This is a genomic window from Ruegeria sp. YKSF070 (genome assembly GCF_059612725.1).
Window position 1 is genome coordinate 1 of sequence record NZ_JBXWRD010000035.1, and the last position, 26,155, is coordinate 26,155.

Annotated in this window: 26 protein-coding genes and 1 tRNA gene; 14 read left to right on the top strand and 13 right to left on the bottom strand. The window is 62.4% G+C overall.

Going from position 1 to position 26,155, the window contains the following annotated elements:
* A partial coding sequence (locus AC2FL1_RS16200) for an ICP22 family protein (protein ID WP_496877658.1) occupies positions 1 to 3,111 on the bottom strand: 3,111 nt, incomplete at its 3' end.
* A gap of 677 nt (positions 3,112 to 3,788) precedes the next feature.
* On the opposite strand from AC2FL1_RS16200, the gene AC2FL1_RS16205 reads away from it, so the two are divergent.
* Together AC2FL1_RS16205 and AC2FL1_RS16210 are read left to right on the top strand one after the other, a co-directional pair.
* The gene (locus AC2FL1_RS16205; protein ID WP_496825022.1) at positions 3,789 to 4,250 is read left to right on the top strand and encodes a hypothetical protein; all 462 of its coding nucleotides are present in this window, start codon (positions 3,789 to 3,791) and stop codon (positions 4,248 to 4,250) included.
* Positions 4,251 to 4,399: 149 nt separating this feature from the next.
* Positions 4,400 to 4,912, top strand: a complete 513-nt coding sequence (locus AC2FL1_RS16210; RefSeq protein WP_496877679.1) for a DUF6512 family protein — start codon at positions 4,400 to 4,402, stop codon at positions 4,910 to 4,912.
* A gap of 108 nt (positions 4,913 to 5,020) precedes the next feature.
* Here the strand turns inward: AC2FL1_RS16210 and AC2FL1_RS16215 are convergent, their stop codons facing one another.
* The gene (locus tag AC2FL1_RS16215; protein WP_496877659.1) at positions 5,021 to 5,158 is read right to left on the bottom strand and encodes a transposase; all 138 of its coding nucleotides are present in this window, start codon (positions 5,156 to 5,158) and stop codon (positions 5,021 to 5,023) included.
* Positions 5,159 to 5,541: 383 nt separating this feature from the next.
* Positions 5,542 to 5,617, bottom strand: a tRNA-Thr gene (locus tag AC2FL1_RS16220).
* Positions 5,618 to 5,782: 165 nt separating this feature from the next.
* Here AC2FL1_RS16220 and AC2FL1_RS16225 point away from each other — a divergent pair.
* A complete protein-coding gene (locus tag AC2FL1_RS16225) occupies positions 5,783 to 6,658 on the top strand; it encodes a hypothetical protein (RefSeq protein ID WP_496825024.1) in 876 nt (291 codons plus the stop codon).
* A gap of 36 nt (positions 6,659 to 6,694) precedes the next feature.
* On the opposite strand, the gene AC2FL1_RS16230 is transcribed toward AC2FL1_RS16225, so the two are convergent.
* Complete coding sequence (locus AC2FL1_RS16230) at positions 6,695 to 6,955, bottom strand: DUF2312 domain-containing protein (protein ID WP_011046781.1); 261 nt, start codon at positions 6,953 to 6,955, stop codon at positions 6,695 to 6,697.
* A 148-nt stretch (positions 6,956 to 7,103) separates the two neighbouring features.
* On the opposite strand from AC2FL1_RS16230, the gene AC2FL1_RS16235 reads away from it, so the two are divergent.
* The gene (locus tag AC2FL1_RS16235; protein ID WP_439653283.1) at positions 7,104 to 7,325 is read left to right on the top strand and encodes a hypothetical protein; all 222 of its coding nucleotides are present in this window, start codon (positions 7,104 to 7,106) and stop codon (positions 7,323 to 7,325) included.
* Between the two features lie 24 nt (positions 7,326 to 7,349).
* Here AC2FL1_RS16235 and AC2FL1_RS16240 read toward each other — a convergent pair whose 3' ends face one another.
* Entirely contained in the window at positions 7,350 to 7,565 is a 216-nt protein-coding gene (locus tag AC2FL1_RS16240) for a hypothetical protein (protein WP_496825025.1), read from the bottom strand.
* 258 nt (positions 7,566 to 7,823) lie between these two features.
* Between AC2FL1_RS16240 and AC2FL1_RS16245 the strand changes: the two genes are divergently transcribed.
* Genes AC2FL1_RS16245 through AC2FL1_RS16260 form a run of 4 tightly spaced genes read left to right on the top strand, consistent with a single transcriptional unit; the run spans position 7,824 to position 10,028 of the window.
* Positions 7,824 to 8,687, top strand: coding sequence for an MBL fold metallo-hydrolase (locus AC2FL1_RS16245; protein ID WP_234182998.1), 864 nt, complete (start codon positions 7,824 to 7,826; stop codon positions 8,685 to 8,687).
* Positions 8,688 to 8,727: 40 nt separating this feature from the next.
* Positions 8,728 to 9,156, top strand: coding sequence for a YeeE/YedE family protein (locus AC2FL1_RS16250; protein ID WP_496825027.1), 429 nt, complete (start codon positions 8,728 to 8,730; stop codon positions 9,154 to 9,156).
* A complete protein-coding gene (locus AC2FL1_RS16255) occupies positions 9,156 to 9,587 on the top strand; it encodes a DUF6691 family protein (RefSeq protein ID WP_496825028.1) in 432 nt (143 codons plus the stop codon). Before AC2FL1_RS16250 ends, AC2FL1_RS16255 begins: the two co-directional genes overlap by 1 nt.
* 9 nt (positions 9,588 to 9,596) lie before the next feature.
* On the top strand, positions 9,597 to 10,028 hold the full coding sequence (locus AC2FL1_RS16260; RefSeq protein WP_496825029.1) for a protein tyrosine phosphatase family protein: 432 nt from the start codon (positions 9,597 to 9,599) through the stop codon (positions 10,026 to 10,028).
* 19 nt (positions 10,029 to 10,047) lie between these two features.
* Here the strand turns inward: AC2FL1_RS16260 and AC2FL1_RS16265 are convergent, their stop codons facing one another.
* From AC2FL1_RS16265 to AC2FL1_RS16285, 5 genes are all read right to left on the bottom strand, one after another.
* Positions 10,048 to 11,211, bottom strand: a complete 1,164-nt coding sequence (locus AC2FL1_RS16265; protein WP_496877660.1) for a FliM/FliN family flagellar motor C-terminal domain-containing protein — start codon at positions 11,209 to 11,211, stop codon at positions 10,048 to 10,050.
* Positions 11,212 to 11,292: 81 nt separating this feature from the next.
* On the bottom strand, positions 11,293 to 13,971 hold the full coding sequence (locus AC2FL1_RS16270; RefSeq protein WP_496825031.1) for an ATP-binding protein: 2,679 nt from the start codon (positions 13,969 to 13,971) through the stop codon (positions 11,293 to 11,295).
* Complete coding sequence (locus AC2FL1_RS16275; RefSeq protein ID WP_496877661.1) at positions 13,968 to 14,273, bottom strand: hypothetical protein; 306 nt, start codon at positions 14,271 to 14,273, stop codon at positions 13,968 to 13,970. Before AC2FL1_RS16275 ends, AC2FL1_RS16270 begins: the two co-directional genes overlap by 4 nt.
* Positions 14,270 to 14,650 (bottom strand): response regulator transcription factor, encoded by a 381-nt coding sequence (locus tag AC2FL1_RS16280; protein WP_496825033.1) that lies wholly within the window; start codon positions 14,648 to 14,650, stop codon positions 14,270 to 14,272. Before AC2FL1_RS16280 ends, AC2FL1_RS16275 begins: the two co-directional genes overlap by 4 nt.
* An 85-nt stretch (positions 14,651 to 14,735) precedes the next feature.
* On the bottom strand, positions 14,736 to 16,034 hold the full coding sequence (locus AC2FL1_RS16285) for a short-chain fatty acyl-CoA regulator family protein (protein WP_496825034.1): 1,299 nt from the start codon (positions 16,032 to 16,034) through the stop codon (positions 14,736 to 14,738).
* 228 nt (positions 16,035 to 16,262) lie between these two features.
* Between AC2FL1_RS16285 and AC2FL1_RS16290 the strand changes: the two genes are divergently transcribed.
* The 6 genes from AC2FL1_RS16290 to AC2FL1_RS16315 all read left to right on the top strand — a co-directional run bounded on the left by AC2FL1_RS16290 (position 16,263) and on the right by AC2FL1_RS16315 (position 22,611).
* Entirely contained in the window at positions 16,263 to 17,615 is a 1,353-nt protein-coding gene (locus AC2FL1_RS16290) for a substrate-binding protein (RefSeq protein WP_496825035.1), read from the top strand.
* A 104-nt stretch (positions 17,616 to 17,719) separates the two neighbouring features.
* The gene (locus AC2FL1_RS16295; RefSeq protein ID WP_044027955.1) at positions 17,720 to 18,751 is read left to right on the top strand and encodes a branched-chain amino acid ABC transporter permease; all 1,032 of its coding nucleotides are present in this window, start codon (positions 17,720 to 17,722) and stop codon (positions 18,749 to 18,751) included.
* Positions 18,752 to 18,754: 3 nt separating this feature from the next.
* Positions 18,755 to 19,957: a branched-chain amino acid ABC transporter permease gene (locus AC2FL1_RS16300; protein WP_496859308.1), complete on the top strand. Its 1,203-nt coding sequence runs from the start codon at positions 18,755 to 18,757 to the stop codon at positions 19,955 to 19,957.
* Positions 19,958 to 19,969: 12 nt separating this feature from the next.
* Positions 19,970 to 20,725: an ABC transporter ATP-binding protein gene (locus AC2FL1_RS16305; protein ID WP_496830560.1), complete on the top strand. Its 756-nt coding sequence runs from the start codon at positions 19,970 to 19,972 to the stop codon at positions 20,723 to 20,725.
* A 69-nt stretch (positions 20,726 to 20,794) separates the two neighbouring features.
* On the top strand, positions 20,795 to 21,550 hold the full coding sequence (locus AC2FL1_RS16310; protein ID WP_496830562.1) for an ABC transporter ATP-binding protein: 756 nt from the start codon (positions 20,795 to 20,797) through the stop codon (positions 21,548 to 21,550).
* Between the two features lie 194 nt (positions 21,551 to 21,744).
* Positions 21,745 to 22,611 (top strand): glycosyltransferase family 2 protein, encoded by an 867-nt coding sequence (locus AC2FL1_RS16315; protein WP_496877662.1) that lies wholly within the window; start codon positions 21,745 to 21,747, stop codon positions 22,609 to 22,611.
* Between the two features lies 1 nt (position 22,612).
* On the opposite strand, the gene AC2FL1_RS16320 is transcribed toward AC2FL1_RS16315, so the two are convergent.
* From AC2FL1_RS16320 to AC2FL1_RS16330, 3 genes are read right to left on the bottom strand one after another with little or no spacing between them, the layout of a single operon-like run.
* Positions 22,613 to 23,416, bottom strand: coding sequence for a 3-hydroxybutyrate dehydrogenase (locus AC2FL1_RS16320; protein ID WP_496877663.1), 804 nt, complete (start codon positions 23,414 to 23,416; stop codon positions 22,613 to 22,615).
* Complete coding sequence (locus AC2FL1_RS16325; protein ID WP_496877664.1) at positions 23,413 to 24,921, bottom strand: class I adenylate-forming enzyme family protein; 1,509 nt, start codon at positions 24,919 to 24,921, stop codon at positions 23,413 to 23,415. The genes AC2FL1_RS16320 and AC2FL1_RS16325 overlap by 4 nt, the downstream gene beginning before the upstream one ends.
* Entirely contained in the window at positions 24,918 to 26,078 is a 1,161-nt protein-coding gene (locus AC2FL1_RS16330) for an acetyl-CoA acetyltransferase (protein ID WP_496877665.1), read from the bottom strand. The genes AC2FL1_RS16325 and AC2FL1_RS16330 overlap by 4 nt, the downstream gene beginning before the upstream one ends.
* Positions 26,079 to 26,155 lie beyond the last annotated feature (77 nt).

Here is a 26,155-nt window from a genome sequence, read left to right on the forward strand (position 1 = left end):
CTCGTCGCCTTCGTCGCCTTCGTTGTCCTCGTCGCCTTCGTCATCTTCGTCGCCTTCGTCGGCTTCGTCACTGCCTTGAACCACGAGGGCAAATGTCAAGGATTTGTCTGGCGCGATTATAACTTGACCGTCGCCGTCGAAACCGAATCCGGTAAAGGCCTGACCTTCGTCGCCTTCGTCGAGTTCGTCGCCTTCGTCGCCCTCTTCGGTGAGTTGGACCACGTCATCGATCACGTCGATAAGGTCGTCCTCGTCCCCTTCGTCCCCTTCGGTGCCCTCGTCGGCCTCATCCCCTTCGTCGCCTTCGTCGTGGTCGTCGTAGGCCTCGTCGCCCTCATTGCCCTCGTTGCCTTCGTCGTCCTCGTCGTCCTCGTCGCCCTCGTCGCCCTCGTTATCTTCGTCGAACTCGTCATCTTCGTTATCTTCGTTGTCTTCATCGGCCTCGTCGCCAGAGTCCGGGGACCCGTCCTCGTTGAGCTCGTTGTCCTCGTCGAATTCGTCGCCTTCGTTGCCTTCGTTGCCTTCGTTGTCCTCGTCGCCCTCGTCGTCCTCGTCGCCTTCGTCGTTTGCGCTGCCTGGGTCGGTTTCGTCGCGCTCGTCACCTTCGTCGCCGGTTTCCTCGTTCAGGCCGTTGCCACCTTCGTCGCCTTCGTCGTCCTCGTCGCCCTCGTCGCCCTCGTTGCCTTCGTTGTTTTCGTTGTCCTCGTCGTCTTCGTCGTTTTCGTCGCCTTCGTCGTTTTCGTCGCCCTCGTCGTTTTCGTCGTCCTCGTTATCCTCGTCGCCGTCGTCGGCCGCGGTCTCGTCACCTTCATTGCCTTCGTTGCCGTAGTTTTCCTCGTCGACCTCGTCGCCTTCGTTGCCCTCGTCGCCTTCGTCGTTTTCGTCGCCTTCGTTACCTTCGTTGCCTTCTTCTCCTAAGGCTGTAACCTCGTCGCCTTCGTCGTTTTCGTCTCCCTCGTCGCCCTCGTCACCGGAATTGTCCGAGGTATCCTCGTCGCCTTCGTCGCCTTCGTCGTCCTCGGCGCCCTCATCTCCGGTATTGGACTCGAACGTGAAGCCTTCGCCTTCGTCGCCTTCGTCGCCTTCGTCGCCCTCGTCGGCTTCGTCGCCTTCGTCGCCCTCGTTGTTTTCGTCGCCCTCATCGTGTTCGTCGCCGGTATCCGCGCCGACAGTCACATCTTCGTCGCCTTCGTCGCCCTCGTCGAATTCATCGCCTTCGTCGCCTTCGTCGCCTTCGTCGCCCTCGTTGTTTTCGTCGTTCTCATTGTGTTCGTCGTCTTCGTCGCCTTCGTTGTTTTCGTCGCCCTCGTTTTCTTCGTTGCCTTCGTTGCCTTCATCACCTTCGTCGTTTTCGTCGCCAAGGTTGGCTTCTATTTCCTCGTCGCCTTCATCGTCCTCGTCATCCTCGTCGCCCTCGTCGCCGTCGAATCCCCCGTCTTCGTCGCCTTCGTTGTCTTCGTCGCCCTCGCTGCCTTCGTTGTTCTCGTCGCCTTCGTTGTCCTCGTTGCCTTCGTCGCCTTCGTCGGCTTCGTCGTTTTCGTTGTCCTCGTCGCCTTCGTCATCTTCGTTGCCTTCGTCACCCCCGTCGTTCAGAGCAGACTCGCTGTAGGGGCCTTCGTTGCCCTCGTCATCCTCATCGTTTTCGTCGCCTTCGTCGCCTTCGTCGCCTTCATTGGATTCGTCATCCTCGTCGTCTTCGTCGCGTTCGTCGTCCTCGTCGCCCTCGTTGTTCTCGTCGTCGTCCTCGATGTCGTCACCAAAGGCATCGACGCTCTCGTCACCTTCGTTGCCCTCGTCGTCCTCGTCGCCCTCGTCATTGCCGGCAGCAGCGTCGATCTCGTTCTCGTCGCCTTCGTTGCCTTCGTCGCCTTCGTCGTCCTCGTCGCCTTCGTCGCCCTCGTTGGCTTCGTTGCCTTCGTCGCCTTCGTCGCCTTCGTCGTCTTCGTTGGCTTCGTTGCCTTCGTCGTTTTCGTCGCCTTCGTCGTCTTCGTCGCCCTCGTCGGCGGCGTCCTGGGGATCTACGTATTCGTCGCCCTCATCGCCTTCGTTGTTTTCGTCATCTTCGTCACCCTCGTCGTCTTCGTCGCCGCTATCGGCTGTTGACCTGTCGAAATTGAAGTGACCTTCGTCGTTGGGTTCGTCGAACCTGTCGAACCTGTCGTTATTTTCCTCGCCTTCGTTGTCTTCATTACCTTCGTCGTCCTCGTCTCCTTCATTGCCTTCGTCGCTGCCGCGTTCAAATGCGTCGTCGGCGATTTCGTCACCTTCATCGCCCTCGTCGCCCTCGTCGCCCTCGTCGCGTTCGTTGTCTTCGTCGCCTTCGTTGTCTTCGTCGCCTTCGTCGTCTTCGTCGCCCTCGTTGCTTTCGTTGCCCTCGTTGCCTTCGTCGTTCTCGTTGCCCTCGTTGGCCTCGTCGCCTTCGTCGCCCTCCTGGCCGAAACCTGTGTTCTCGTCGCCCTCGTCGCCGACTTCGTCGCCTTCGTTGCCCTCGTCGCCCTCGTTGCCTTCGTCGTTCTCGTCGCCTTCGTTGTCCTCGTCGCTTTCGTTGCCTTCGTCGTTCTCGTCGTTCTCGTCGCCTTCGTTGTCCTCGTCGTTCTCGTCGCCTTCGTCGGCCTCGTCTCCTTCGTCTCCTTCGTCGTCTTCGTTGCCTTCGTTGTCCTCGTTGCCCTCGTTGCCCTCGTTGCCCTCGTTGCCTTCGTCGGCTTCATTGCCCTCGTCGCCTTCGTCGGCGCCGCCGGCCACCTCGTCGCCTTCGTCGCCCTCGTTACCTTCGTCGCCTTCGTCGCCTTCGTCGCCCTCGTTGTCCTCGTTGCCTTCGTCGTTCTCGTTGTCCTCGTTGCCCTCGTCGCTCTCGTTGCCTTCGTTGTCCTCGTTGCCTTCGTCGCCCTCGTCGGCCTCGTTGCCCTCGTCGCCTTCGTTGCCTTCGTCGTCCTCGTTGCCCTCGTCGCCTTCGTTACCCTCGTTGCCCTCGTTGCCTTCGTCGCCCTCATCACCTTCGTTGCCTTCGTCGCCATCGTCTTCCGGGCCAAAGCTCAGCGAAGACAGGAGCGAGGTCTGCGCCTCGGCCAGCAGCAGGGAGATGAGGTCGGCGGAGAGGAGAGGAGCGGTCATGAGCGTAAGTCCTTGAAATCTGGCGCGGCCGAGACGCATGAAATTCGGCACGACGGCGTGAGCCAGCCGGACACGCGACGCAAAAAATTGTAGGTATGAAGAAAGCGTAGGCGGGTATTGGCTTTGAAACAAGGAATTTCAAATCAAGGAGGATGGCACGGGAATGTCCGCATTTGGTTTGCTCACCTGCCAACACCCTTGAAACGCGGCAGAAAGCGCTGAATGTCGATCCGAAGGAGTTCGCGAACCAGAGAAAGCATGGAACGGAAACCAAACGCTCCCAGAGTCTGAGAGCCCAGATGGCTACAACGGCCTGTCCGCTAATGAGACTACGGTGCGAGCGTAACCCCAATAAGGCCACGGCCCGCGGACCGATCCAAAGGCCGAATACATATCAGCGACTTTCGAGAACGTGCAAAACCTCACGTGCGAACAGCAGCCGGTTCATACATCTGGGCTCAACCGAGACATCTGACTAAAACCATCAGATGACCGCCCATCGTAACATTTCTGCCGTTGCCGATGTCGCCACACGTCACGCTGTCATCGACCGTCTTCCCAAACACTGTGCTGTAGAACCATGTCACAAACACTGTGGGGCAAAGAGTGTGTTACGGTTGCTTTGGCTCTCGCAAGACAACGTGTAGCTGATTGAAATGAACGGGAGGAATTGACAGATGGTCCAAAAGGTTTTGGCTGCTTTGGTGGCGCTTGCTGTGAGCGCTGGTTCCGCAATGGCGGTCTCTCCCGAAGCGCAACAACTCATCGACCGTGCGGCAGCAGATTGCCAGAGCTCGGAAAACGGCGAGTTTGATCAGGGCGATGCTGTAACTGAGATCGAACTGCGCTCTCAGTTTGGGACCGTGAACGCGGAACTTGTGGACGAAAGCCAATACGCATGCTCTTCCGCCGCGTCGCTCTACTGCGGGACAGGTGGCTGCATGCTTAATCTCATCGTGAACGGTGAGACGATGGCATGGCAGGCAACAGGTTGGCGTCTCATTGATTGGGGTCCTGACCGTATCCTTCTGATTGGACGTGACGGAGGCTGGTGCGGCGGCGCTGGCGCAGAGGTGTGCTATGAAGCGCTGGTTTGGAGCAATGGCAAGATATTGACCGTGGGACCTGAACCCGAATGAAAACACTCAGTCTTTAACTGTGCCCGAAAACACTGTGTTGAAGAAGTGTGTCACAAACAGTGTGGGGCAATTACTGTGTTCTGAGTAACCGACTCGCTCGTTGAAGGTTGAGCAATTTGCGCGAGGCAAAGCACATCTTCTGGCTCGAATTGACCGGGGCCATTTGCATGATCCTACTTGGATCGGCGATGCATTTTGCCTTCTCATGGTGCGGCGAATGGAAACCTCTGGCGTTACTGGCTGCAGTTAACGAGTCTATTTGGGAGCACTTGAAGCTGGCCTTTTGGCCAGGATTGTTTTGGGCCTGCATCATGCCATTGCCACCAAATCTGGGCCGGCTGGAGATGCTGAGCGCAAGAGGCTTTAGCCTTGCAATAACAGCAACGCTGATTGTCGCGATCTTTACCTCTTACACAGCAATCTTGGGACGCAATCTTCTTGCGCTCGACATCGGTACATTTATGCTCTCCATTTGCGTCGGCCAGTTGGTTTCTTTTTTGTTGCTCGCAAACCGAACCAGCCTGCGCAGATCGGTGGTTGCACTTGGATTAGCTGCTCTACTGCTTCAGTTAGCCGCCTACAGTCTCTTTACTTTCTTCCCACCTGACAATTGGCTATTCATCGAAACCCGCACAGGCCTCAGGGGTATCCCTGCTCAATAATCCCCGGTAACATTGGTTGCTGAGTTCCTACCCATGTCCCGGAACACTGTGGCGAAGAACTATGTTGCAGTTACTGTGGGCAAACTGAGGTGCCCCTAGGGTCAGGCTTCATAACCAATAGATGACGGTCGCCGCGAGGGCGATGGCCGATCGGAACACCTCGGGGCATCGGTCATGGCGGGTCGCCACACGCCGCCAATCCTTGAGCCTGCCGAACATGATCTCGATCACTGCCCGGCAGTGCATTGCGCAGCAATGTCACGAGAGCCCGTGCTTCTGCCCGGGCGCGATCAGTTGATGGATAGCTGGGAACGTCACAACGTTGCATAGTGTGGTAGACTGTGACCATCTCACAGCCTAACTCTTTGGCAATCTCTCCTGCCGCAGTCGTGGGAGCCATGCCTTTTCGAGCCTAGTTCGACAATCGCTCAAGGATTGTCGGCCAGTAGTCACGTTCTGTGATTTTCGGTGGTCGTTTGCTCATGGGCTATCGTTATCACGTTGCACGACAGCGGCGGTAGACCCCTGAAAAAGAAGCCGATTGTTGTAGAGTTGTTGCAGCGTCTAACAAACCAAAGGTCTTCACCGACGCGGGCGACCATCAACACGTTGAACTCTGTATGTTTTGATGGTGCCCCCACACGGACTCGAACCGCGGACCTACTGATTACAAATCAGTTGCTCTACCAGCTGAGCTATAGGGGCAACAGCTTCCGATTAATCGCAGGCACGCCCGACTGCAAGATGGAAATCTCGACCGCTAGGCGAAATTGTCCGAATACAGCCTCACGGCAAGCGTTTGACTGGCCAGCTGCGAGCTTGTAGTCAGGAAAATATCTGTTTGTTTTTCAAAAGGAAGCCCGGCAACCGATGCAGGTGGTATTCCATACCGGAGCACATGGCACCGACGATGATCGGCTGATCAAATGCCTGTTGGGCAACAAGGAGCCGTTCTCTCAACGTGGTATCATGGTTCCCGGACCGGCGCAGTATCGCGCCCTGTTCAAGAACGTGCTGACCGCGCTGGACGAGGCCGAACCCGAACCACAGGCACGCGAAGTGTTGATGGAGGCGATCCTGGATGGCGAGGTGGCCGACCGGGTGATCTTTTCGGATTCCAATTTCTTTGGCTCTCATTGGTCGGCCCTGGGTAAGGGAATGTTCTATCCCCGCGCGGCAACCCGCATGGCGAACCTGCAATCCATCTTTGCCTACGATCAGGTCGAGATGTTCATGGCGATCCGAAACCCGGCCAGTTTCGTGCCCGATGTGCTGGGTTCCCTGCCCGACAAGGGCGCGACCCAGGCGATGGAGGGGATGGACCTTCACAAGTTGCACTGGTCCGGCATGGTCGAAAGCATCCGCGCCGCGGCGCCCAACGTGCAACTGACCCTATGGTGCAACGAGGATACGCCGTTGATCTGGGCCCAGATCATCCGCGACATGGCAGGACTGGAACACGGCAACAAGATCGTGGGCGGTTTCTCGCTCCTGTCCGAGATCATGTCCAAAGAGGGCATGCAGCGGTTTCGTGCCTATCTGGCCGAACACCCCGAATTGAGCGAGATGCAGAAACGCCGGGTCATCGCCGCCTTTCTCGACAAATACGCGCTGGAGGATGCGGTCGAGGAAGAGCTGGACCTGCCCGGCTGGACCCATGAACTGGTCGACCAGCTGACCGAGCTATACGACGAAGACGTCTTCAACCTGCAACGCATTCCGGGCGTGCAGTTCATCGCCCCCTGACCCGTCCTGTTGCGGACGGGCCATCGGGCGCGCGACTCAGGCCATACCCAGCGCCGCCTTGTACATCTCCAGCACCGCTTCTTCCTCGGCGATGTCGTCCTTGTCGCGCTTGCGCAGGGCGACGATCTTGCGCATGACCTTAGTGTCGTAACCGCGCGCCTTGGCCTCGGCCATCACCTCTTTCTGCTGGTCGGCGATGTCTTTCTTTTCCTGCTCCAGTCGCTCGATCCGTTCGATGAACTGGCGCAACTCGCCTGCGGCGATCCCGTAATTGGCGTCTGATTGGGGCTGATCCATCGGTGCGACCTCCATCGGTGCGTTATGCGGCGACAAGCGGGATATCGCGGCGCCGGTTCGCCTGCAAGGATCATTTCCCGCCGGTTGCGCCGGATGGGCCGATGCGGTAACGCGGGCGCGCAACTGGCGTAACAGACGGGGCGCGGTCATGCTGTTCGACATCATCATCTGGACGGGCGCCGCCCTGTCGCTGCTCGGGCTGGCCGGGCTGGTCTGGTGCATCCTGCGCGTCAACCGTGCCCGCAAGGCAGGGCTGAGCGACGATGAACTACGCGCCGCAGTTCAGGCGGTGCTGCCGTGGAACCTGGGCGCGCTGTTCCTGTCCGTCATCGGGTTGATGATGGTGATGGTCGGGATTTCGCTGGGCTGAGCGCGACGCGCCCAGACCTGTAAATCAGACCGGCATATTGTCGAACCGCGCCTCGACCGCATCCTCGCACAGCGCCGCGTCCAGCTGGCGCAGGCGCGCAGGCACCTTCAGCCCATGCTGCCGCATGCGGTCCACGACCCGGCTGAATTCCGGCTGCACCTCGAGCCGGATACTCAGCGGCGCACCCGTAACGCGTCGTTCCAGACGTTCGGCGGCGTGATATAGATCCTGTGCTGTCATGTATCTTCTCCCCTGTATCGGAACCGAATCTGCCACAGCCGCGTAACAGGCTTAAGAAATTTCCCGGACATTCGGCCCCATCTCCCGGCCGAAAGGGCGGATATGCCTGTTTTCGTGGCGATTGCCTCATCCTTGCACAGCACCCGTTCGCGCACATTGACCGACATCAAAACGCCCAGGATATAGAAAAGTGGCACATGGGAGTTGCATCATATTCACAATTTACCATATGATCCGAGAAACCAACAGGAGTCCCTCATGACCCCCTTCGTAAAAGCCTTCTTCGACGAAGCCACCTTTACGGTGTCCTATGTGGTGCGCGAGCCCGACGGCCGCGCCTGCGCCATCGTCGACAGCGTTCTGGATTTCGACCACGCCTCTGGCCGGACAAACACCACATCTGCCGATGCGATCGTGGACTACGTCACCGCAGAGGGTCTGAATGTCGAGTGGATCCTCGAAAGCCACGTTCATGCCGATCACCTGTCCGCCGCCCCCTATCTGCAAGAGCGGCTGGGCGGCAAGATCGGTATCGGCGCCAACATCACCGTCGTGCAGGACACGTTCGGCAAGGTGTTCAACGAGGGCACCGAATTCCAGCGCGACGGTAGCCAGTTCGACGCGCTGTTCCGCGAGGGCGACAGTTTCCACATCGGCCAGATGCGCGGCGACGTGCTGCACACGCCCGGCCACACGCCGGCCTGCCTGACCTATGTGATCGGTGATGCGGCCTTTGTTGGCGATACGCTGTTCATGCCCGACTTTGGCACCGCGCGCTGCGATTTCCCCGGCGGCTCGTCTGCAACGCTCTACCAGTCGATCCAGAAGATTCTGGCCCTGCCGGACGAAACCCGCATTTTTGTCGGCCATGACTACAAGGCGCCGGGACGTGACGAATATGCCTGGGAAACCACGGTGGGCGAGCAGAAGGCGCTGAACATCCATATCGGCCAGGGCCGCAGCGTCGAGGAGTTCGTCCAGATGCGCGACGCACGCGATGCAACGCTGGGCATGCCGCGGCTGATCCTGCCCTCGTTGCAGGTAAACATGCGCGCGGGCCAGATGCCGCCAGCCGATGAACAGGGCAATGTCTTTCTGAAACTGCCGGTCAACAAGCTCTGACCGGCAGTCCAATCAAGCGCGAACAGGGAACATGGTAATAATGGAAACGGATTGGATTTGGGGTCTGGTCGGCGGGCTGTTGATCGGCACTGGCGGCGCGGTCTATCTGCTGGGCAATGGCCGCATCATGGGGGCCAGCGGCATTCTGGGCGGCCTGATCGACGGGACCGGCCGCAGCAACTGGGTTGAACGGGCGGTGTTCCTCTTCGGCGTCGTGGTGGCGCCGCTGGTGCTGTGGCCGCTCTACAGTGTCGAGATCGGCACGCATGTGACCAGCGATATCTGGGTCATCGTGGCCGCAGGCCTGCTGGTCGGGGTCGGCACCCGTATCGCCAATGGTTGCACCTCTGGCCACGGGGTCTGCGGCATCTCGCGGTTCTCGCTGCGTGGTATCGTGGCGACCGTGTTCTACATCCTTGCCGGCGGTCTGACGCTGGCGATCTTCCGCCATGTCCTGGGGGTGATCTGATGCGCTTGCTGATTTCGCTTGTCGCCGGGGCGCTGTTTGGCGGCGGTCTCTTTGTCTCGGGCATGACCGATACGCGCAAGGTACAGGGTTGGCTGGATGTGTTCGGCGACTGGGACCCGACGCTGGCCTTTGTGATGGGCGGCGCCATCCTGCCGATGCTGCTGGCCTGGCGCCTGACCGAGGGGCGCAAACCGTTGGCGGGTGGCAGCTTTCCGGCGCTGCCGCGACCCGAAATGGATCATCGCCTAATCACCGGATCGGTGCTGTTCGGCATGGGCTGGGGCCTGGCCGGGCTGTGCCCCGGCCCGGCCATCGCCTCGCTCAGCTATGGTGGTGTCGGCGGGCTGATTTTCCTGGTTGCGATGCTGGCGGGCATGGCGCTTGCACCTCGCGTCGGCACGCAACTGGACAGGCTTGCGGCAACGGCCTAAGGAGCGGATATGGATATTCGACCGATCACCCCCCGCTACGCCGTCTCGCCGCAGATTTCGGTCGAGGACATTCCCGCCATCGCAGCCGCCGGTTTCACCCGGATCATCTGCAACCGCCCCGATGCTGAGGTGCCGCCCAGCCATCAGGCCGAAGCCATCGGCGTGGCCGCGCGCGCGGCGGGGCTGGATTTCGAGGTGCTGGAGCTGACCCATCAAACCATGACACCGGAAAACGTGGCGCGGCAGAGCGCGCTGGCCGAGACTGCCAGCGGCCCGGTTCTGGCCTATTGCGCCTCGGGTACCCGGTGTTCCGTGGTCTGGGCGCTGGGTCACTGCGGCGCGCTCGGCGCCGACGCAGTGTTGAGCAAGACTGCAGCGGCAGGGTATCAGCTCGACGCACTGCGTCCACGGTTGGAAGAAATCGCGGCAGCACAGGGCTAATCCCGCCTTCCCCACCGGATTAGCGGGGTTGGGCCACCTCCTCCTCTTGCTGCAACCCCGCCAGTTCGGCGATTTCCGAAGCGACCTGGTCGGCGCTCAGCGCAGGCAGGTCGTATTCCGAGAGAGCATCCATTTCACTCTCGGTATCGGGATCGACATCCTCGTAATCCTCGGCGCGGCGGCGTGCACGCGCGCGCGGGTGCGTCTCGTGGTCGATCACATCCGGCTCCGACGGAGTTTCAGGCCTCGGCCCATCGCTGGGCTTGTGTGCCAGAAACCCGTCAGACCCCTGTTCAATCCGTTCGGGTTCGGGCAGTTTCTCGTTCAGCCGTACCGCCCGCATGCCCCGGCACTGGCCCAACCGGGCCAGCGCCACCTGCCGTCCCTCGATGGTTACGATTTCGGTCTTGTCGAGCTTCAGCCCCACCAGCGGCAGCAGGTCGCCGGGCTGCATCCCGGCAAAGGCAGCCAGAGGCAGGCGGATGCGCGAGATCACCGCATCCAGCTCGGCCCGGACCACGCCAAAGGCCGTGTCCAGATGACGGCCCTTGGATGCGGTCGCCCCTTCGGCGACAGCCAGATCCGCCTCGGACCGCTCAGGCAGGATAAGGGTGATCTGCCCCTGGGCCTTGCCTCCGGCAATCTCGGCCGTCAGATCGAACACCCGATAAAGATCATTTTCCAGCAACAGCAACAGGGCCCTGCGGCTTTCCGCACGCGCACAGAATTCGAACCCCGCGAGACAGGCGCGGTCGGCAGGCTGCTCGACCATGTCATGGGCCCGCGGCAGCAGCGCATCGAACAGCGGCGCCACCATGGCCGCGTCGGTTCCGGTGAACGAGCGTTCGACACCGCCCCCGGCCACAACCTGCCCAATTGTCTGCTGTTGCAGTATAGCGGAGACGCAAGCGCGATCGATACAGGCCGCTCCCAACGCGCCCTCTGGCCCCGATAGCATCAGGTAAAGCCGGTCCTCGGCCACCGCGCGGCCCAGTTCGTCCAGCTCGCGCCGGGCCTGGGTCGCCCCGATGACCGACATGGCCAGCCCCACCGCCTCGTCCGCGGCGCGGGCCAGCGCCAAGCGCAACGCCCGCAGGATCGAGCGGGTGTCGCCCTGCCGCTCGTCCCGTGCCAGGGCCAGTTTCCGCTCCAGAACCGTCTTGTTTTCCGTGTCCGTCGCCATCACATGCGCTTTGCCTGCCGCTCCGCCTCAGTCACCAGACAGGTGTAGCGCGGCAAGCGTTACCAAGCTCTTTACGACGATCTACTGCGCAGCAATTTCCATGCCGACCGGCAGGCTGACACGGAACGCGCCGCCTTCCTGCCCCGAGAGATAGCTGACATCGCCCCCCAACCGCTGCATGATCTCGCTGCAGATCGCCAGGCCCAGGCCGGCTCCGCCGGCCTTTTCGGCGCTGACACGTGCGAATTTCTCGAACACCATCTTGCGGGCATCCAGCGGGATTCCCCCACCATTGTCGATCAGGTCGACCACGATCCGCCCGCCCACGTCATGCACGGTGATCGTCAGTTCGGGGTCGGCCGCATCGCAATATTTCTGCGCGTTCGAAATCAGGTTGATGAACACCTGCGACAGCCGGTCCAGATCGGTGCGCAGCGCAATCCGCTCGGCCCCGCGATGACGCCGCACCCGCAGCGCCCTGTCTGTGCCCGTCAACGCCGTCGCCACGGCGCGGTCGAGGATATCCACCAACCGCCCCTGCCCCATGTTCAGCGTGACCTGACCGTTTTCCAGCACGCTCAGGTCCAGCAGGTCGTCCAACAGCCGCGTCAGTCGCAGCGCCTCGTCATGGATGATGGTGGCGTAGCGGGTCTTTTCCACCGGCTCGAGTCCGTCGGTATCGCGCAGAATCTCGGAAAACGCCCGGATCGAGGTCATCGGCGTGCGCAATTCGTGGCTGATCTGGCTCAGGAACGCGTCCTTTTGCAGCGAGATCTGGGTCAGTTTCTCGTTTGCCTCGCGCAATTTGCGTGCGGTGCGGCTCAGCTCGGCCGATTTCGCCTCAAGCCGGCTGGAATACTCAAGCAGCTGCGCGGATTCATCGGCCACCGCCAGCAGGTCCTCGACCGAGACCGACGAACCGCCGACGATCTGACCGATCATCGCATGGGCCGTGGCCGCCCCGACCGAACCGCTGAGTTCCCGCTCCAGCCGCTCCAGAAAGGCCGGGTTCGGCTCGGGCAGATAGGCGCGGCTGCCCTGCGCCACCGCCTCGGAATGAAAGAACTCCTGCGCCTCGCGCGCGCCCATGATCCGCTGCGACATGATCATCAGGTCCTCGCTTTGCGCAACGGACCCGGTCCACCCTCGCGGCCCGGCGGAATGGTCGAACACGTTGACGAACTGCGCGCCCTGCAACCGCTCCAGCGGGCTGGGAAAACTCAGCAGAGAAGCGATACAGAAGGCGGCGGTGTTCAGCGACAGTGACCACATCACCGAATGCACCATCGGGTCGAGCCCATCAATGCCGAACAGCGCCTGTGGGCGCAACCACGAGAGGCCGAAGAGCCCGTACTCCATCACCGAAGGCGCGATCACCCCGGCGCCCATTCCGGGCAGCAGCAGGGTATAGAGCCAGAGAACAAATCCCACTGTCAGCCCGACCAGCGCACCGGTGCGGGTGGCGCCGCGCCAGAACAGACCACCCACCAGCGCTGGCAGGATCTGGGCAATACCGGCAAAGGCAATGAGCCCGATCGAGGCCAGCGCCGCGCCGCCACCCGACAGGCGATAGTAGAAATAGCCAAGCGCCAGAACCGCTGCGATCGACACCCGCCGGGCATAGAGCACCACCGAACGAACATCCCCCGAGACCGAGGCGCCGCTGCCCTGGGCGTTCAGCCAGATCGGCATCACGATATGGTTCGACACCATGGTCGACAATGCCATGGCCGCCACGATCACCATCGAGGTCGCCGAGGAAAACCCGCCCAGAAAGGACAGCATGGCCAGTGTCTCCTGCCCCTGTGCCAGCGGGATCGTCAGCACGAACATATCCGGATTGGACCCCTCGGGCATGATCTCCAGCCCGACCACAGCGATGGGGACCACGAAAAGGCTCATCAGCATCAGGTAAAGCGGAAAGGCCCAGGCGGCGGTGCGCAAATGACGTTCGTCATCGTTCTCGACAACCATCACCTGGAACATGCGTGGCAGGCAGACAAAGGCCGCCGCCGCCAGAAAGGTGATGGTCGCCCAGCGCCCGTGGTCGACCTGCCAGACTCCGATTTCCGAGGCGTCGATGCGGGCGAATGTATCGCCCAGACCGCCGGCGATACCCCAGACCACGAAGATGCCCACCGCGAGCAATGCAACCAGTTTGACCATAGCCTCGATGGCGACGGCGGTGACCACACCATGATGGCGCTCGTTTGCGTCCAGGTTGCGGGTTCCGAACAGGATCGCGAACACCGCCAGTCCGCCCGCCACCCAGAAGGCGCTGGAACCCTCGCCGGGGCGGCTGACCGGATCGGCCTCGGCAAAGATATTGAAACTGAGGGTGATCGACTGGAGTTGCAGCGCGATATAGGGGGTGACGCCGATCACGGCCAAGAGGGTAACACAGACCGCCAGCGTGTTCGACTTGCCATAGCGCGACGAGATCAGGTCGGCGATCGAGGTGACCCGCTGCGAGCGGCCCACCCGCACCAGCTTGCGCAAACCCCACCACCAGCCGATCATCACCAGCGTCGGCCCCAGGTAGATGGTGACAAATTCCAGCCCCGACCGCGCCGCATAACCCACGGCGCCATAAAAGGTCCATGCCGTGCAGTAGATCGACAGCGACAGGGTGTAGACCAGCGGCGAGCGCAGCCAGGTTGTGCGCCCAGTCGAGGACAACCGGTCCGCGGCAAATGCGACCCCGAACAGCAGGATCACATAGGCCATGCAGACCGCGACCAGGACGTTGAGAGAGGTCACCGCTCGGTCTCCTGCCCGATCTGATGACCGCCACTCTGACGCGTGGCGCGTCCGAACAGGGCGCTGACCGCGATCAGGATGGCCCAGACGCCGAACACATATGTGATGGCCGCCGACATCCGCACGGTGCCTGCTCCCTCGGATGGCCAGAGCAGTGGAACGGCAAACAGCGCCGCCCCCATCAGCGGCAACAGGCGCGCAGCATCCATCAGGCGGCGGCGTCGATAGCTTTGCCGCTCAAGAAACACGGGCGGCGGCTGAACAGGGTCGCGCCCGGTCCCCTCGCCTGAGGACCGGCTCATGGGCGCGATGCCTGCGCGTGCAGATCGCGCACCGCTGTCAGCACCTCGGCATTGGAAAAGGGTTTGGTCATGAACCGGCTGACCCCGGCCTTTTCCGCCATGTCGCGATCGCGCGACTGGCCGCGCGCGGTCAGCATCAGCACCGGCAGATCCCGCGTCGCAACTCGTTCGCGCAATTCTCGCAGGATATCCATGCCGCTCTTGCCCGGCAGCATCACGTCCAGGATCACCAGATCAGGCGCGGCGGTGGTGATCTTCTCGACCGCATCCGCCCCGTCCTCGTGCGTTTCAACCTGCCAGCCATCGCGCGTCAGCAGGAAACGGATCGCTTCGGCGATGTTAGGCTCGTCTTCGATCAGCAGAAGCCGTCGGCTCATCCTTGCCCCTTCCTCCCCCAAAAGGTGGCGGACTGCTGCCCGCTCGTTTTCCCGATTTCAGATTAGACCCGCGGTCAGGGGCCTGTCAAAACCCTTCGGACAGGATTGATGGTTCACGGCGCGCGGCGCAATCGCGGCGAGGGCACACACGGCACGATGCGCCGACCGGCTGCGCCGCCTGCCGTCCGCGCTCGGCAGTGGGCACCGGCAGAATTAGCATGATGGAACGGATCACCGGATCACTGTCGAAATCGGGCATACCTTCAGGCCAGGCGACGGCAAGGCAATCGAACTCTGCCGCGTTTCGCCCCAGCTGCGACACTCGCCGGCGGATCGGGGCAAGCGGTCGGCCAAGAGCGGCGTAAAGCGGCCAGAGCGGGCAGGATTCGCCATGCCTGGGCAAGGCGAAACCGGTCACCGGCTTGCGAAACAGGATACTGCCCGAGGCGTCACAGATCACCAGCCCGGCTTCGTGTGGCAACACGCCTTCGGGCAGGCTGGCGAGGCGCCGGAACATCGCAGGCAGCCCCACGCCAAAGCGTCGCGCCAGCGCGACCGGATCGAGCCCCAGAACATCCAGCGCCGAGACCATCTCGGGCAGCGGCATGGCACGCGCATCGGCGGCATAGACCGCAAGCATCGAGCGCGCGATTTCGCGCGCGGCGCCCGAGGCCAGATTCTCGAGCGGCACATCCGCAACCGAGCCGCCCTTTTCAAGTTCGGTGAAATGGTGACCGCGTCCGGCGACAAAGGCCTCGACCTGCTCGACCGGGACACCGGTGCGATCCTCGCCCGCCTCGCTGTCGTCAAGCCAGCCCACCAGCGATTTAGAGCTTTCTGCCAGACGCTCGGCGTCCTGATGCAGGTTGCGATGGAACCGGTCCCGCCATTCCGCCTCCAGCTCTCCCGGTTCGGCAAGAATCGCCGCCGTCGAGCGGATCGCGGCAGCGGTCGACAGCACCTCGTGCAGCGACGCGGCAAGATGCGGGTCATGCGTCAGCCGATCAGACAAAGTCTCGACCGTGCGTTCCAGCGACCCGACGCGCCGGAAAAGCCGCGCCAGAACCTCGGCCCAGCCAGGAAAGCGGCCCGCGAATTCATCGACCCGGTCCGCCTCGGCGGCGGTGGAACCGGCATCGGCGGCCGCCTCGCGCAGCGTCGCCAGCAACGCCGCCTCGGCACCCTCGGTCAGCATCGAAGGCTCGACCGACAGTGCAGCCGCGATATCGACCAGCAGTTTACCGCCGATTCTGCGCCGGTTGTGCTCGATCAGGTTGAGATAGGAGGCGGAAATATCCACCTTGCGGGCCAAGTCGGCCTGCCTGAGGCCGGTCATCAGCCGCCGCTCGCGGATTCGACTGCCCGTCAATGTGTCGCGTGCCATGGTATCCCGTTCCCGGAATGTGAATAAAAATCAACGGGTTTCTGCGGCGCGACATAAGGTTTTTTACATCACCCCCAGAATCCGTGTTGAGAGATTTACAGAATTTTCTTTCGGTTTAAAGGGGTTATTGCGTAATTTTCCAATCCCCCACCATACTGCTTTTGCACACATGTGCCTGCGCATCGCGGAAGAGGAGCCGCCGCGCACGCAATCTTTTGGGAGGAAAACATGTCCAAGAACCAAGTCACGCGTCGGGGCGTGCTCAAGACCGGTGCGGTTGCCGGGGCCGGTGTGGCCCTGCCGACGATCTTCACCGCCTCTTCGGCCGCCGCTTATACCAACGAACCCACCGGTGGCACCGTCACCCTGGGTTTCAACGTGCCCCAAACCGGCCCCTATGCGGATGAAGGCAATGACGAATTGCTGGCCCAGCAGCTGGCGGTCGAGCATCTGAACGGGATGGGCGACGGCGGATGCCTGAACACCTTCACCTCGAAGGCACTCAAGGGCAACGGCATCCTGGGTAAGAAGGTCCAGTTCGTGACCGGCGACACCCAGACCAAGTCGGACGCCGCCCGCGCATCGGCCAAGTCGATGATCGAAAAGGACGGCGCCATCATGATCAACGGCGGCTCGTCCTCGGGCGTGGCCGTGGCCGTGCAGGGCCTGTGCCAGGATGCCGGCGTGATCTTCATGGCCGGCCTGACCCATGCCAACGACACCACAGGCAAGGACCGCAAGGCCAATGGCTTCCGCCATTTCTTCAACGCCTACATGTCGGGTGCCGCGCTGGCGCCGGTGCTGGCCAAGGAGATGGGCGCAGATCGCCGCGCCTATCACCTGACCGCCGACTACAACTGGGGCTGGACCCAGGAAGAGTCGATCGTGGCCTCGACCGAGGCACTGGGCTGGGAAACCGTGAACACGGTCAAGACCCCGCTTGCCTCGACCGATTTCTCGTCCTACATCGCGCCGGTCCTGAACTCGGGCGCCGACGTGCTGGTTCTGAACCACTATGGCGGCAACATGGTCAACTCGCTGACCAACGCCATCCAGTTCGGCCTGCTGGACAAGGTCGCCAACGGCAAGGACTTCAAGATCGTCGTGCCGCTCTATTCGGAACTGATGGCCGCCGGTGCCGGCGACAACATCAAGGGCGTTCTGGGCTCGATGAACTACAACTGGCAGCTCGACAATGAGGGCTCGCGCGCCTTCGTCAAATCGTTCGGCGAGAAATACGGCAAGCCGCCGTCGAACTCGGCCCAGACCTGCTATGCTCAGGTTCTGCTTTATGCCGATGCCTGCGAGCGGGCCGGAACCTTCAACCCCTGCGGTGTGGTCGAGGCGCTGGAAGGCTTCGAATTCGACGGACTGGGCAACGGTAAGACGCTTTATCGCGCCGAAGACCATCAGTGCTTCAAGGACGTTCTGGTGGTGCGCGGTGCGCAGAACCCGACCAACGCCTATGACACGCTGGAAATCGTCGAGGTCACCCCGGTCGAGCAGGTCATGTATCCGCCGAACCACCCGATGTTCGGTGGCGACGAGGCCACGCTAGGTCAGTGCAACCCGGGCGCCTGATCAGGCAACCGGACCTTTCGACGACAAGTCTTGAAATGTCGTGACCTTGCTCTTCCCGATCACGCATCGGGAAGAGCAATCAGTACCAGCCAAGGGTGGGGACGATGGACGCAATCCTGCTGCAAATTCTAAACGGGCTCGACAAGGGCTCTGCCTATGCGCTGATTGCGCTGGGCCTGACGCTGATCTTCGGGACACTGGGCGTCGTCAACTTCGCCCATGGTGCGCTGTTCATGATCGGGGCGTTTTGCGCCGTCATGCTGCAGCGCATTCTCAACCTGAGCTTTCAGACCATCGATGAAACACAGAAGGATTTCCTCGGCAATCCTCTGAAAGTCGATACGCCCTATGTTCATTCCTGGTTCGGGCCCGAGACCGGCGCCGCGATCATCGACTGGTCGGTGCCGCTGGCAGTCATTTTCGCCATCCCGATCATGCTGTTCATCGGCTATGCGATGGAACGTGGGCTGATCAAGCATTTCTACAAGCGCCCCCATGCCGACCAGATCCTGGTGACCTTTGGCCTGGCCATCGTGTTGCAGGAGATCATCAAGTATTTCTTCGGCGCCAACCCGATCCAGACGCCGGAACCCTCGGCGCTCAAGGGCTCGCTCGACATCGGGCTGATGCTGGGCTTTGATCCGAACGCAATCATCTATCCGATCTGGCGCCTCGTCTATTTCGCTTTTGCAGCGGTGATCATCGGCGGCGTCTTTGCCTTTCTGCAATTTACCACATTCGGCATGGTGGTGCGCGCAGGCATGGCGGATCGCGAGACCGTGGGCCTGTTGGGCATCAATATCGACAAGCGGTTCACCATCATGTTCGGCATCGCCGCCGGTGTCGCCGGTTTGGCGGGCGTCATGTACGGGCCGCTCAACCCGCCCAACTATCACATGGGGATGGATTTCCTGGTGCTCAGCTTCGTCGTCGTCGTGGTCGGCGGCATGGGCAGCCTGCCGGGCGCGGTCGCTGCCGGGTTCCTGCTGGGTGTGCTGGAAAGCTTTGCCTCGACCACCTGGGCCACCACCACCATCCCGGGCATCAACCAGATCATCATCTATCTGGTCGCAATCATCATTCTGCTGACCCGTCCTCGGGGCCTGTTGGGCCGCAAGGGCGTGATGGAGGACTAACCCATGCTGGGACTGGACAAGAAAGACACCTCGCTTCTGATCATCGTGGCGATCCTCACCCTGCTGGCGCCGTTCATCCTGAACCCCTTCCCGACCGGAAGCGCCATGGCGCAGTTCAACGCGGGCTATCCCGACCTGATGCAGCGGTTCGTGATCTTCGGCATCTTCGCGATCGGCTTCAACATCCTGTTCGGCCTGACCGGCTATCTCAGCTTTGGTCACGCGGCCTTCCTGGGCGTCGGCTCCTACTCGGCCGTGTGGATGTTCAAGCTGCTCAGCTACAACGTGATCCCGGCCATCGCGCTGAGTGTCGTCGTGGCCGCGCTGTTCGCGCTGCTGATCGGTTATGTCAGCCTGCGACGCTCGGGCATCTACTTCTCGATCCTGACACTGGCCTTTGCGCAGATGAGTTTTGCGCTGGCCTATTCGGTGCTGTCGAACCCCAAGTTCAACCTGACCAACGGGGAAACCGGTCTTCAGGTCTATGCCGACGACCCGCAGATCTTCCACCGTGACAGCCTGCCCGACATGCCGCATCTGTTTGGCCTGTCAATGCGCTCGACCTACAAGCTCGACCTCGGCGCCTGGAGCTTCGATTTCAACGCGGGCTATTACCTGTGCGCAGTGATCATGATGGTCATGTTCTACCTGGCCATCCGCATCTTTCGCTCGCCCTTTGGCATGATGCTGCGGGCGGTGAAGTCGAACCAGCAGCGCATGAACTATACCGGTCTCAATCCGCGGCCCTACACCCTGGCGGCCTTCGTCATCTCGGGCATGTATGCCGGTCTGGCCGGAGGCCTGATGGCGGCGATGGATCCGCTGGCGGGCGCAGAGCGGATGCAGTGGACCGCAAGCGGCGAGGTGGTGCTGATGACCATCCTCGGCGGTGCGGGAACCCTGATCGGGCCGGTTCTGGGCGCGGGCTTCATCAAGTATTTCGAGAACATCTTCTCGAAGATCAACGACACGATCCTGCACCAGTGGTTCAGCTTCCTGCCCGACGGGATCGAGGATTTCATGGTCTTTATCGTGCACCCGTTCATCGGCAAGGGCTGGCACCTGACGCTGGGCATCCTGTTCATGCTGGTGGTGATTTTCCTGCCCGGTGGCCTTGTGGAAGGCGGCCAGAGGCTGGGCAACTGGCTGCGCAACCGGGGCAAGCGCTCGGGTGAGGCCAAGACCAAGCACGAGCCTGCGGAATAAGGAGCCGGAACCATGGGAATTCTCGAAGTCAAGAATGTGGGCAAGCGGTTCGGTGGCCTTCAGGCGCTGTCCGATGTCAACCTGAGCGTGGCCGAAAACACCGTTCACGCGATCATCGGGCCAAATGGCGCGGGCAAGTCCACCTTGCTCAACTGCCTGGTCGGCAAGCTGATCCCGGACAGTGGCAGCGTCATGTTCGACGGTCAGTCGGTTCTGGGGCGCGCGCCCTTTGAGATCAACCAGATGGGTATCAGCCGCGTGTTCCAGACACCCGAGATCTTTGGCGATCTGACGGTGCTGGAAAACATGATGATCCCCTGTTTTGCCCGCCGCGACGGGGCGTTCGAACTGAACGCCCTGCCCTCGGTCGGCAGTCAGAAGGATGTCGTAGAACAGGCCATGCACATGCTGGAAGAGATGCGGATGGCCGACAAGCGCCACATGCACGCGGCCTCGATGTCGCGCGGCGACAAGCGGCGGCTGGAAATCGGTATGTGCCTGAGCCAGCAGCCCCGCCTGCTGCTGCTGGATGAACCGACCGCGGGCATGGCACGGGCCGATACCAACAACACCATCGACCTGCTCAAGCAGATCAAACAGGAGCGCGACATCACCATCGCCATCATCGAACATGACATGCATGTGGTGTTCAGCTTGGCCGAGCGGATCACCGTTCTGGCCCAGGGCACGCCCCTGGTCGAGGACACGCCGGAAAACATCAAGGGTCATCCGAAGGTGCGCGAAGCCTATCTGGGCGAAAGTGCGTAAGGGAGTGCGTCACTCATCCCGAAAAGCGGGAACCGGTTTTCGGACAAGATGAGTGAGAAAGGATAAACGATGAATGTAAAACCCGATTTCTCCAAGAACGCCAACCAGGCCACCACGGCGCCCGCCTTCCTGTCGGTCTGGGACATGCACGCCTATTACGGCGAGAGCTATATCGTGCAGGGCGTGAACTTCAACGTGCACGAGGGGGAGATCCTCGCCCTGCTGGGGCGAAACGGGGCGGGCAAGACCTCGACCCTGCGCTCGATCGCGCGCACTGGCTCGCCCCTGGTGACCCATGGCGAGATCTGGCTGGACCATCAACCACTGCACAAAATGGCCAGCTACGAGGCCGCGCAGGCCGGGTTGGGCCTCGTGCCCGAGGATCGACGGATCATCCCCGGACTGACGGTCGAAGAGAACCTGCAACTGGCCCAGATCGCGCCGCCGATCGGCTGGTCGATCGACCGGCTCTACGACCTGTTCCCACGCCTGGGTGAGCGGCGCAAGCAAGAGGGAGTGACGCTTTCGGGCGGCGAACAGCAGATGCTGGCCATTGCCCGCGCGCTGGCCCGCGACATCAAGGTTCTGTTGCTCGACGAACCCTATGAGGGGCTGGCGCCAGTCATCGTGGACGAGATCGAAAAGACCCTTATCCACATCAAGGAACAGGGTATGACCACGATCATCGTCGAACAGAACGCGGTGCGGGCGCTGGAATTGGCCGACCGCGCTGTGATCCTGGATACCGGCACGATCGTCTTCGACGGCAGCGCCGCCGAAGTGCTCGGTAACGCCGAACTGCGCGCCGAGTATCTGGCGATCTAACTTCACACTCCCCGTCGTGCAGGGCTATCAGCCCCTGCCGATACCTTGAGACCGGCCCTGAAGGGCCGGTTCTTTTTTGCCTTGCAGAAACCGTTTTCCGACACGGAAAACGGCCAGGAAAAGATCTTTTCCTGGTCGGAAATTCCCAATTTCCGACCCTTGCCCGAAAGGTCCGCGCCTGCCTAAATGAGCGCATGAAAATATGTGCGATCACCATGGTTTACCGCGATCACTGGGCGCTGGGTCAATGGTACCGGCACTTTGCACGCCAATTGGGCGCCGAGCATCTTTACGTCGTGGCCCATGGCGCCGACCCCGAGATTGCCCGCATCTGTCCCGGCGCCAGCATCCTGACCATCCCACGCGACGATCTCAGCCGGTTCGACACCCGCCGGGGCGACATGCTCAACGCCTTTCAGAACGGGCTGAACCAGATTTACGACTGGGTGATCCGCACCGACGCGGATGAGCTGATCTGCCTCGATCCCGCCCGTTTCGACAGTTTTACCGATTTCTTCGCCCGCCAGCGCCGCAGCGCCGTCTTTGCGCTGGGCCTGAACCTGGGCGAACGGGCCGAGGACGCCACGTTGCAAGGGGATGAACCGGTCCTGAACCATCGCCAGAGCGCGGTCTTTACCGGCAATTACTCCAAGGCCTGGGCGGTGCGCAACAGGATCGGTCTCAAGGCGCACGGGGTGCAGCTGCGACCGGCACGGGTCGAGAGCTTCCCCTTCATCATGCCGCGCGGTGTCTATCTCGTGCATCTGAAATACGCCAACAGCGCCGCACTGGCGCGTGCTGCGGAACACCGGCGAGAGGTGGCCGACCAGCCGGGCCTGGGTAATCCTGGCCAGGCCTGGCTCAACCCCGGCACCGACAGCCGCCGCTTCTTCAAACAGTTCGAGGCGCTGCCGGAGTTGCCATGGGAAGAGGCCGAGCCGCGCGCCTATGCCGATATCTCGGCGGAACCTGTCCGCGAGACAGGTCCCGGCGTGGTACGCGCGCGCCGGGACACGCCGCGCATCCGCACCCGCCTGCCTGACTGGTTCAGCGCGCTCTGATCTATTGCGCGGTCCAGCCGCCATCCACCGGGATCGCGGCCCCGGTCACGTTATGGGCGGTGAGGGCGCAAAGCCACAGCGCCAGCGCCCCGATCTCTGCCGGGTCCGAGGCCCGGCGCGAGGGCTGTTTCTCGGCCATCAGATCGGCCATAGCCGCCTCGCGATCGGCGCCTAGCGCCGCCATCCGCGCGGCGATCTGCGGCTCGAGAATGGCGGTTTCGGTCCAACCCGGACAGATGCAATTCACGGTCACGCCGCCCCGGCCCCGATCACCAAGCGCCGCATATTCCAGCGCCGCCACTTTGCTCAGCCCGATCAGCCCGTGCTTGGCCGCCACATAGGGCGCCTTCTCGACCGAGCCCACCAGACCGTGCACCGAGGCGATGTTGATCACCCGGCCATAGCCGCGCTCGGCCATGGCGGGCATGGCGGCCTGCATGGTGTAGAAGGCGGCGCTCAGATTGACGGACAGGATCGTCTCCCAGGTCTCGCCCGCCATCTGGGCCAGCGGCCCGGTGCGCTGGATACCGGCATTGTTGACCAGGATATCGGCGCCACCCCAATGGGCCACCTCGCGCATCAGCGTGGCGATCTGGCCAGGGTCGCGCAGGTCGCCGGCAAAGAACCGCGCCTCGGGCGCGCCCGCCGCGCGCATCGCAGCACAGGCCGCCTCGGCCTCACCCGCGTCGGCCAGCCCGTGCACCGCGATGCGGGCACCGGCCCCCGCCAACACCTTGGCAATCGCCAGCCCGATGCCCTGGACCGAGCCGGTCACCAGCGCCGTTTTTCCACTCAGATCGGTCATCCCTCGTCCTCCAGCATCCGGCGCAGTTCGGTCTTGAGAACCTTGCCGTAATTGTTCTTGGGCAGCTCCGGCAGCCAGCGATAGTGTTTAGGCCGCTTGAACCGCGCGATATTTCGGGTGCAGAGCGCGTCAAGCTCTGCCGCCTCGGCCTCACCCACCACAAAGGCCACCACCTCCTCGCCCCAGTCCGGATGGGGCCGGCCCACGACCGAGGCCTCGCGCACGCGCGGGTGGGTCAGCACGACCTCCTCGACCTCGCGGGGATAGATGTTCGATCCACCCGAGATGATCAGATCCTTGGAGCGGTCCTGAAGCGTCAGATACCCATCCGCGTCCAGAAACCCCATGTCTCCGGTCATTAACCAGCCGTCGCGCAAAGCCTTGGCACTTGCCAGCGGGTTGCGCCAGTACCCCGGCATCACCACGTCGCCGCGCACCATCACCTCGCCGGTCTGGCCCGGCGGCAGCGGCGCGCCATCCCCATCCCCGATGCGCAACTGGACCGGGGATTGCGCGCGCCCGACGCTGGCCAGCCGCGCCTGCCAGCGCGGGTGGTTACGGTCGGTCACGTCATGGCGCGACAGGGCGGTGATGCCCATCGGGCATTCGCCCTGACCATAGATCTGTACAAAGATCGGCCCGAAATGGTCGACCGCCTCGACGATATCGGCTAGATACATCGGCCCACCCGCATAGACCACGGTGCGCAGCCCCTCGCCGGTTTCTCCGCTGGCACGGGCCTGCTCGGTCATCCGCTTGACCATTGTGGGCGCTGCAAACATCTGCACCCGGCTGAAATGGCGCGCCAGATCGAAGATCTCATCCGGCTCGAACCCGCCCGAGGCCGGACAGACATGGCGGGCCCCGCGCAGCACATGCACCATGTTATAGAGCCCGGCGCCATGGCTCATTGGGGCGGCATAAAGCACCGTATCCTCGGGCGTGACCGGGTCAACATCCACCGGATAGGCGAGCGAGACCGCCATCAGCATGCGGTGGGTGATCATCACTCCCTTGGGCCTGCCCGTGGTGCCGGAGGTGTAAAACAGCCAGGCCAGATCGGTGGGATCACACTGGGCGGGCTCCGCGACCGGGTCGGCGGCAAGGATCACGGCCAGCCCGGCCGCGCCCGTCTCGACAATGCGGCCCGGCGCCTGGGCCTCGTACAGGGCGGCGGCCAGATCGGGCGTGGCAAAGGTGATCGTGGTTTCGGAATCGGCAAGGATATAGGCCGCCTCGCGCCCGTGCAGCTTGGCATTGATCGGCACCGCGGCGGCTCCGGCATACCAGATGCCATAGAGCAGGATCAGGTACTCGGGACAGTTCGCCATGAAAAGCGCGACCCTGTCGCCGGGCGCCACCCCCTGCCCCCGCAGCCAGCCCGCCACCCGCGCTGCGCGCTTGTGAAACTCCGCATAGTCGGCCACCAGATCGCGCCCGAGATAGAGCGCCGGGCGGTCGCCGCCCGCCTGCGCCTGCCGCGCCAGCCAGAGGCCGATATTCATGCCTTGACCGGTTCAAGGATCGAGGCGTAATTGGCCACCCCCGATCCCCCCATGTTGAAGACCAGCCCCAGTTCGGCGCCCGGATGCTGCATCGCATCCGCCTGCCCCAGAACCTGGCGCGCGATCAGGGCATGCATGGATACGCCCGTGGCCCCGACCGGATGCCCCTTGGCCTTGAGTCCGCCGGACAGGTTTACCGGCAGCCGCCCGCCCGCATGGACGACACCGCCCTCCAGCAGGTCAGCCGCATGGCCATGGGCAGCCAGTCCCATCGCCTCGTAGATCAGCAACTCGGCGATGGTGAAACAGTCATGAACCTCGGCCACGTCGATATCGCTGACGGTGACGCCAGCCCGGTCATAGGCCCGGTGGATCGCCCGGCGCGGTCCCTCGAAGGCCAGCAGATCGCGCTGCGACATCGGCATGATGTCATTCACATGCGCCACGCCGCGCAGCCGCGCGGCCTTGGCCACGTCACCCAGCATATCGTCGGCCACCAGCACGAGCGCCGCCGCCCCGTCCGAGACCAGCGAACAGTCGGTCTTTTTCAGCGGCGCGGCGATGATCGGGTTGCGATCGGACACCTCGGCGCAGAACGCCTCGTCCAGCGGTTTTTGCAACTGCGCCAGCGGGTTGTTGACCGAATTGCCATGGTTCTTGGCGGCAATCCGGGCCAGCGCCCGGCTTTGATCGCCGTAACGGTCGAAATAGGCCTGCGCGAACATGGCAAAGACGCCGGGAAAGGACAGGCCCGCCTCTTCCTTTTGATACGCCGCATGGCCAAGGGCCGCGGCCACCTCTGCCGTGGGCAGATGGGTCATCTTTTCCACCCCGATCACCAGCGCCACCCGCGCCTCGCCCGACAGGATCGCCTGACGCGCGGCAAACACCGCCGCCGAGCCCGAGGCGCAGGCGTTTTCCAGCCGGGTCGCGGGCTTGAAACGCAGGGCGGGGTCGATGCTCATCGCCAGCGAGGACGGAAAGCCGTCCCCCACCAGACCGGCATTGAAATGCCCGACCCAGATGCCATCGACCGCCTCGGCGCCCAGCCCGGCATCGGCCAATGCCTCGTGCCCGGCGGCGGTGATCATGTCCTCGACCGACATGTCGGTCAGCTTGCCGAATTTGGTATGCCCCCAGCCCGCGATGGAAACCATGGTCCGTCCTCCCCAAAAGATCTGTGGCAAATCCTGCCAAGACGCAGCTTTCGCTTCAATTCCGTAGAAATACCCGT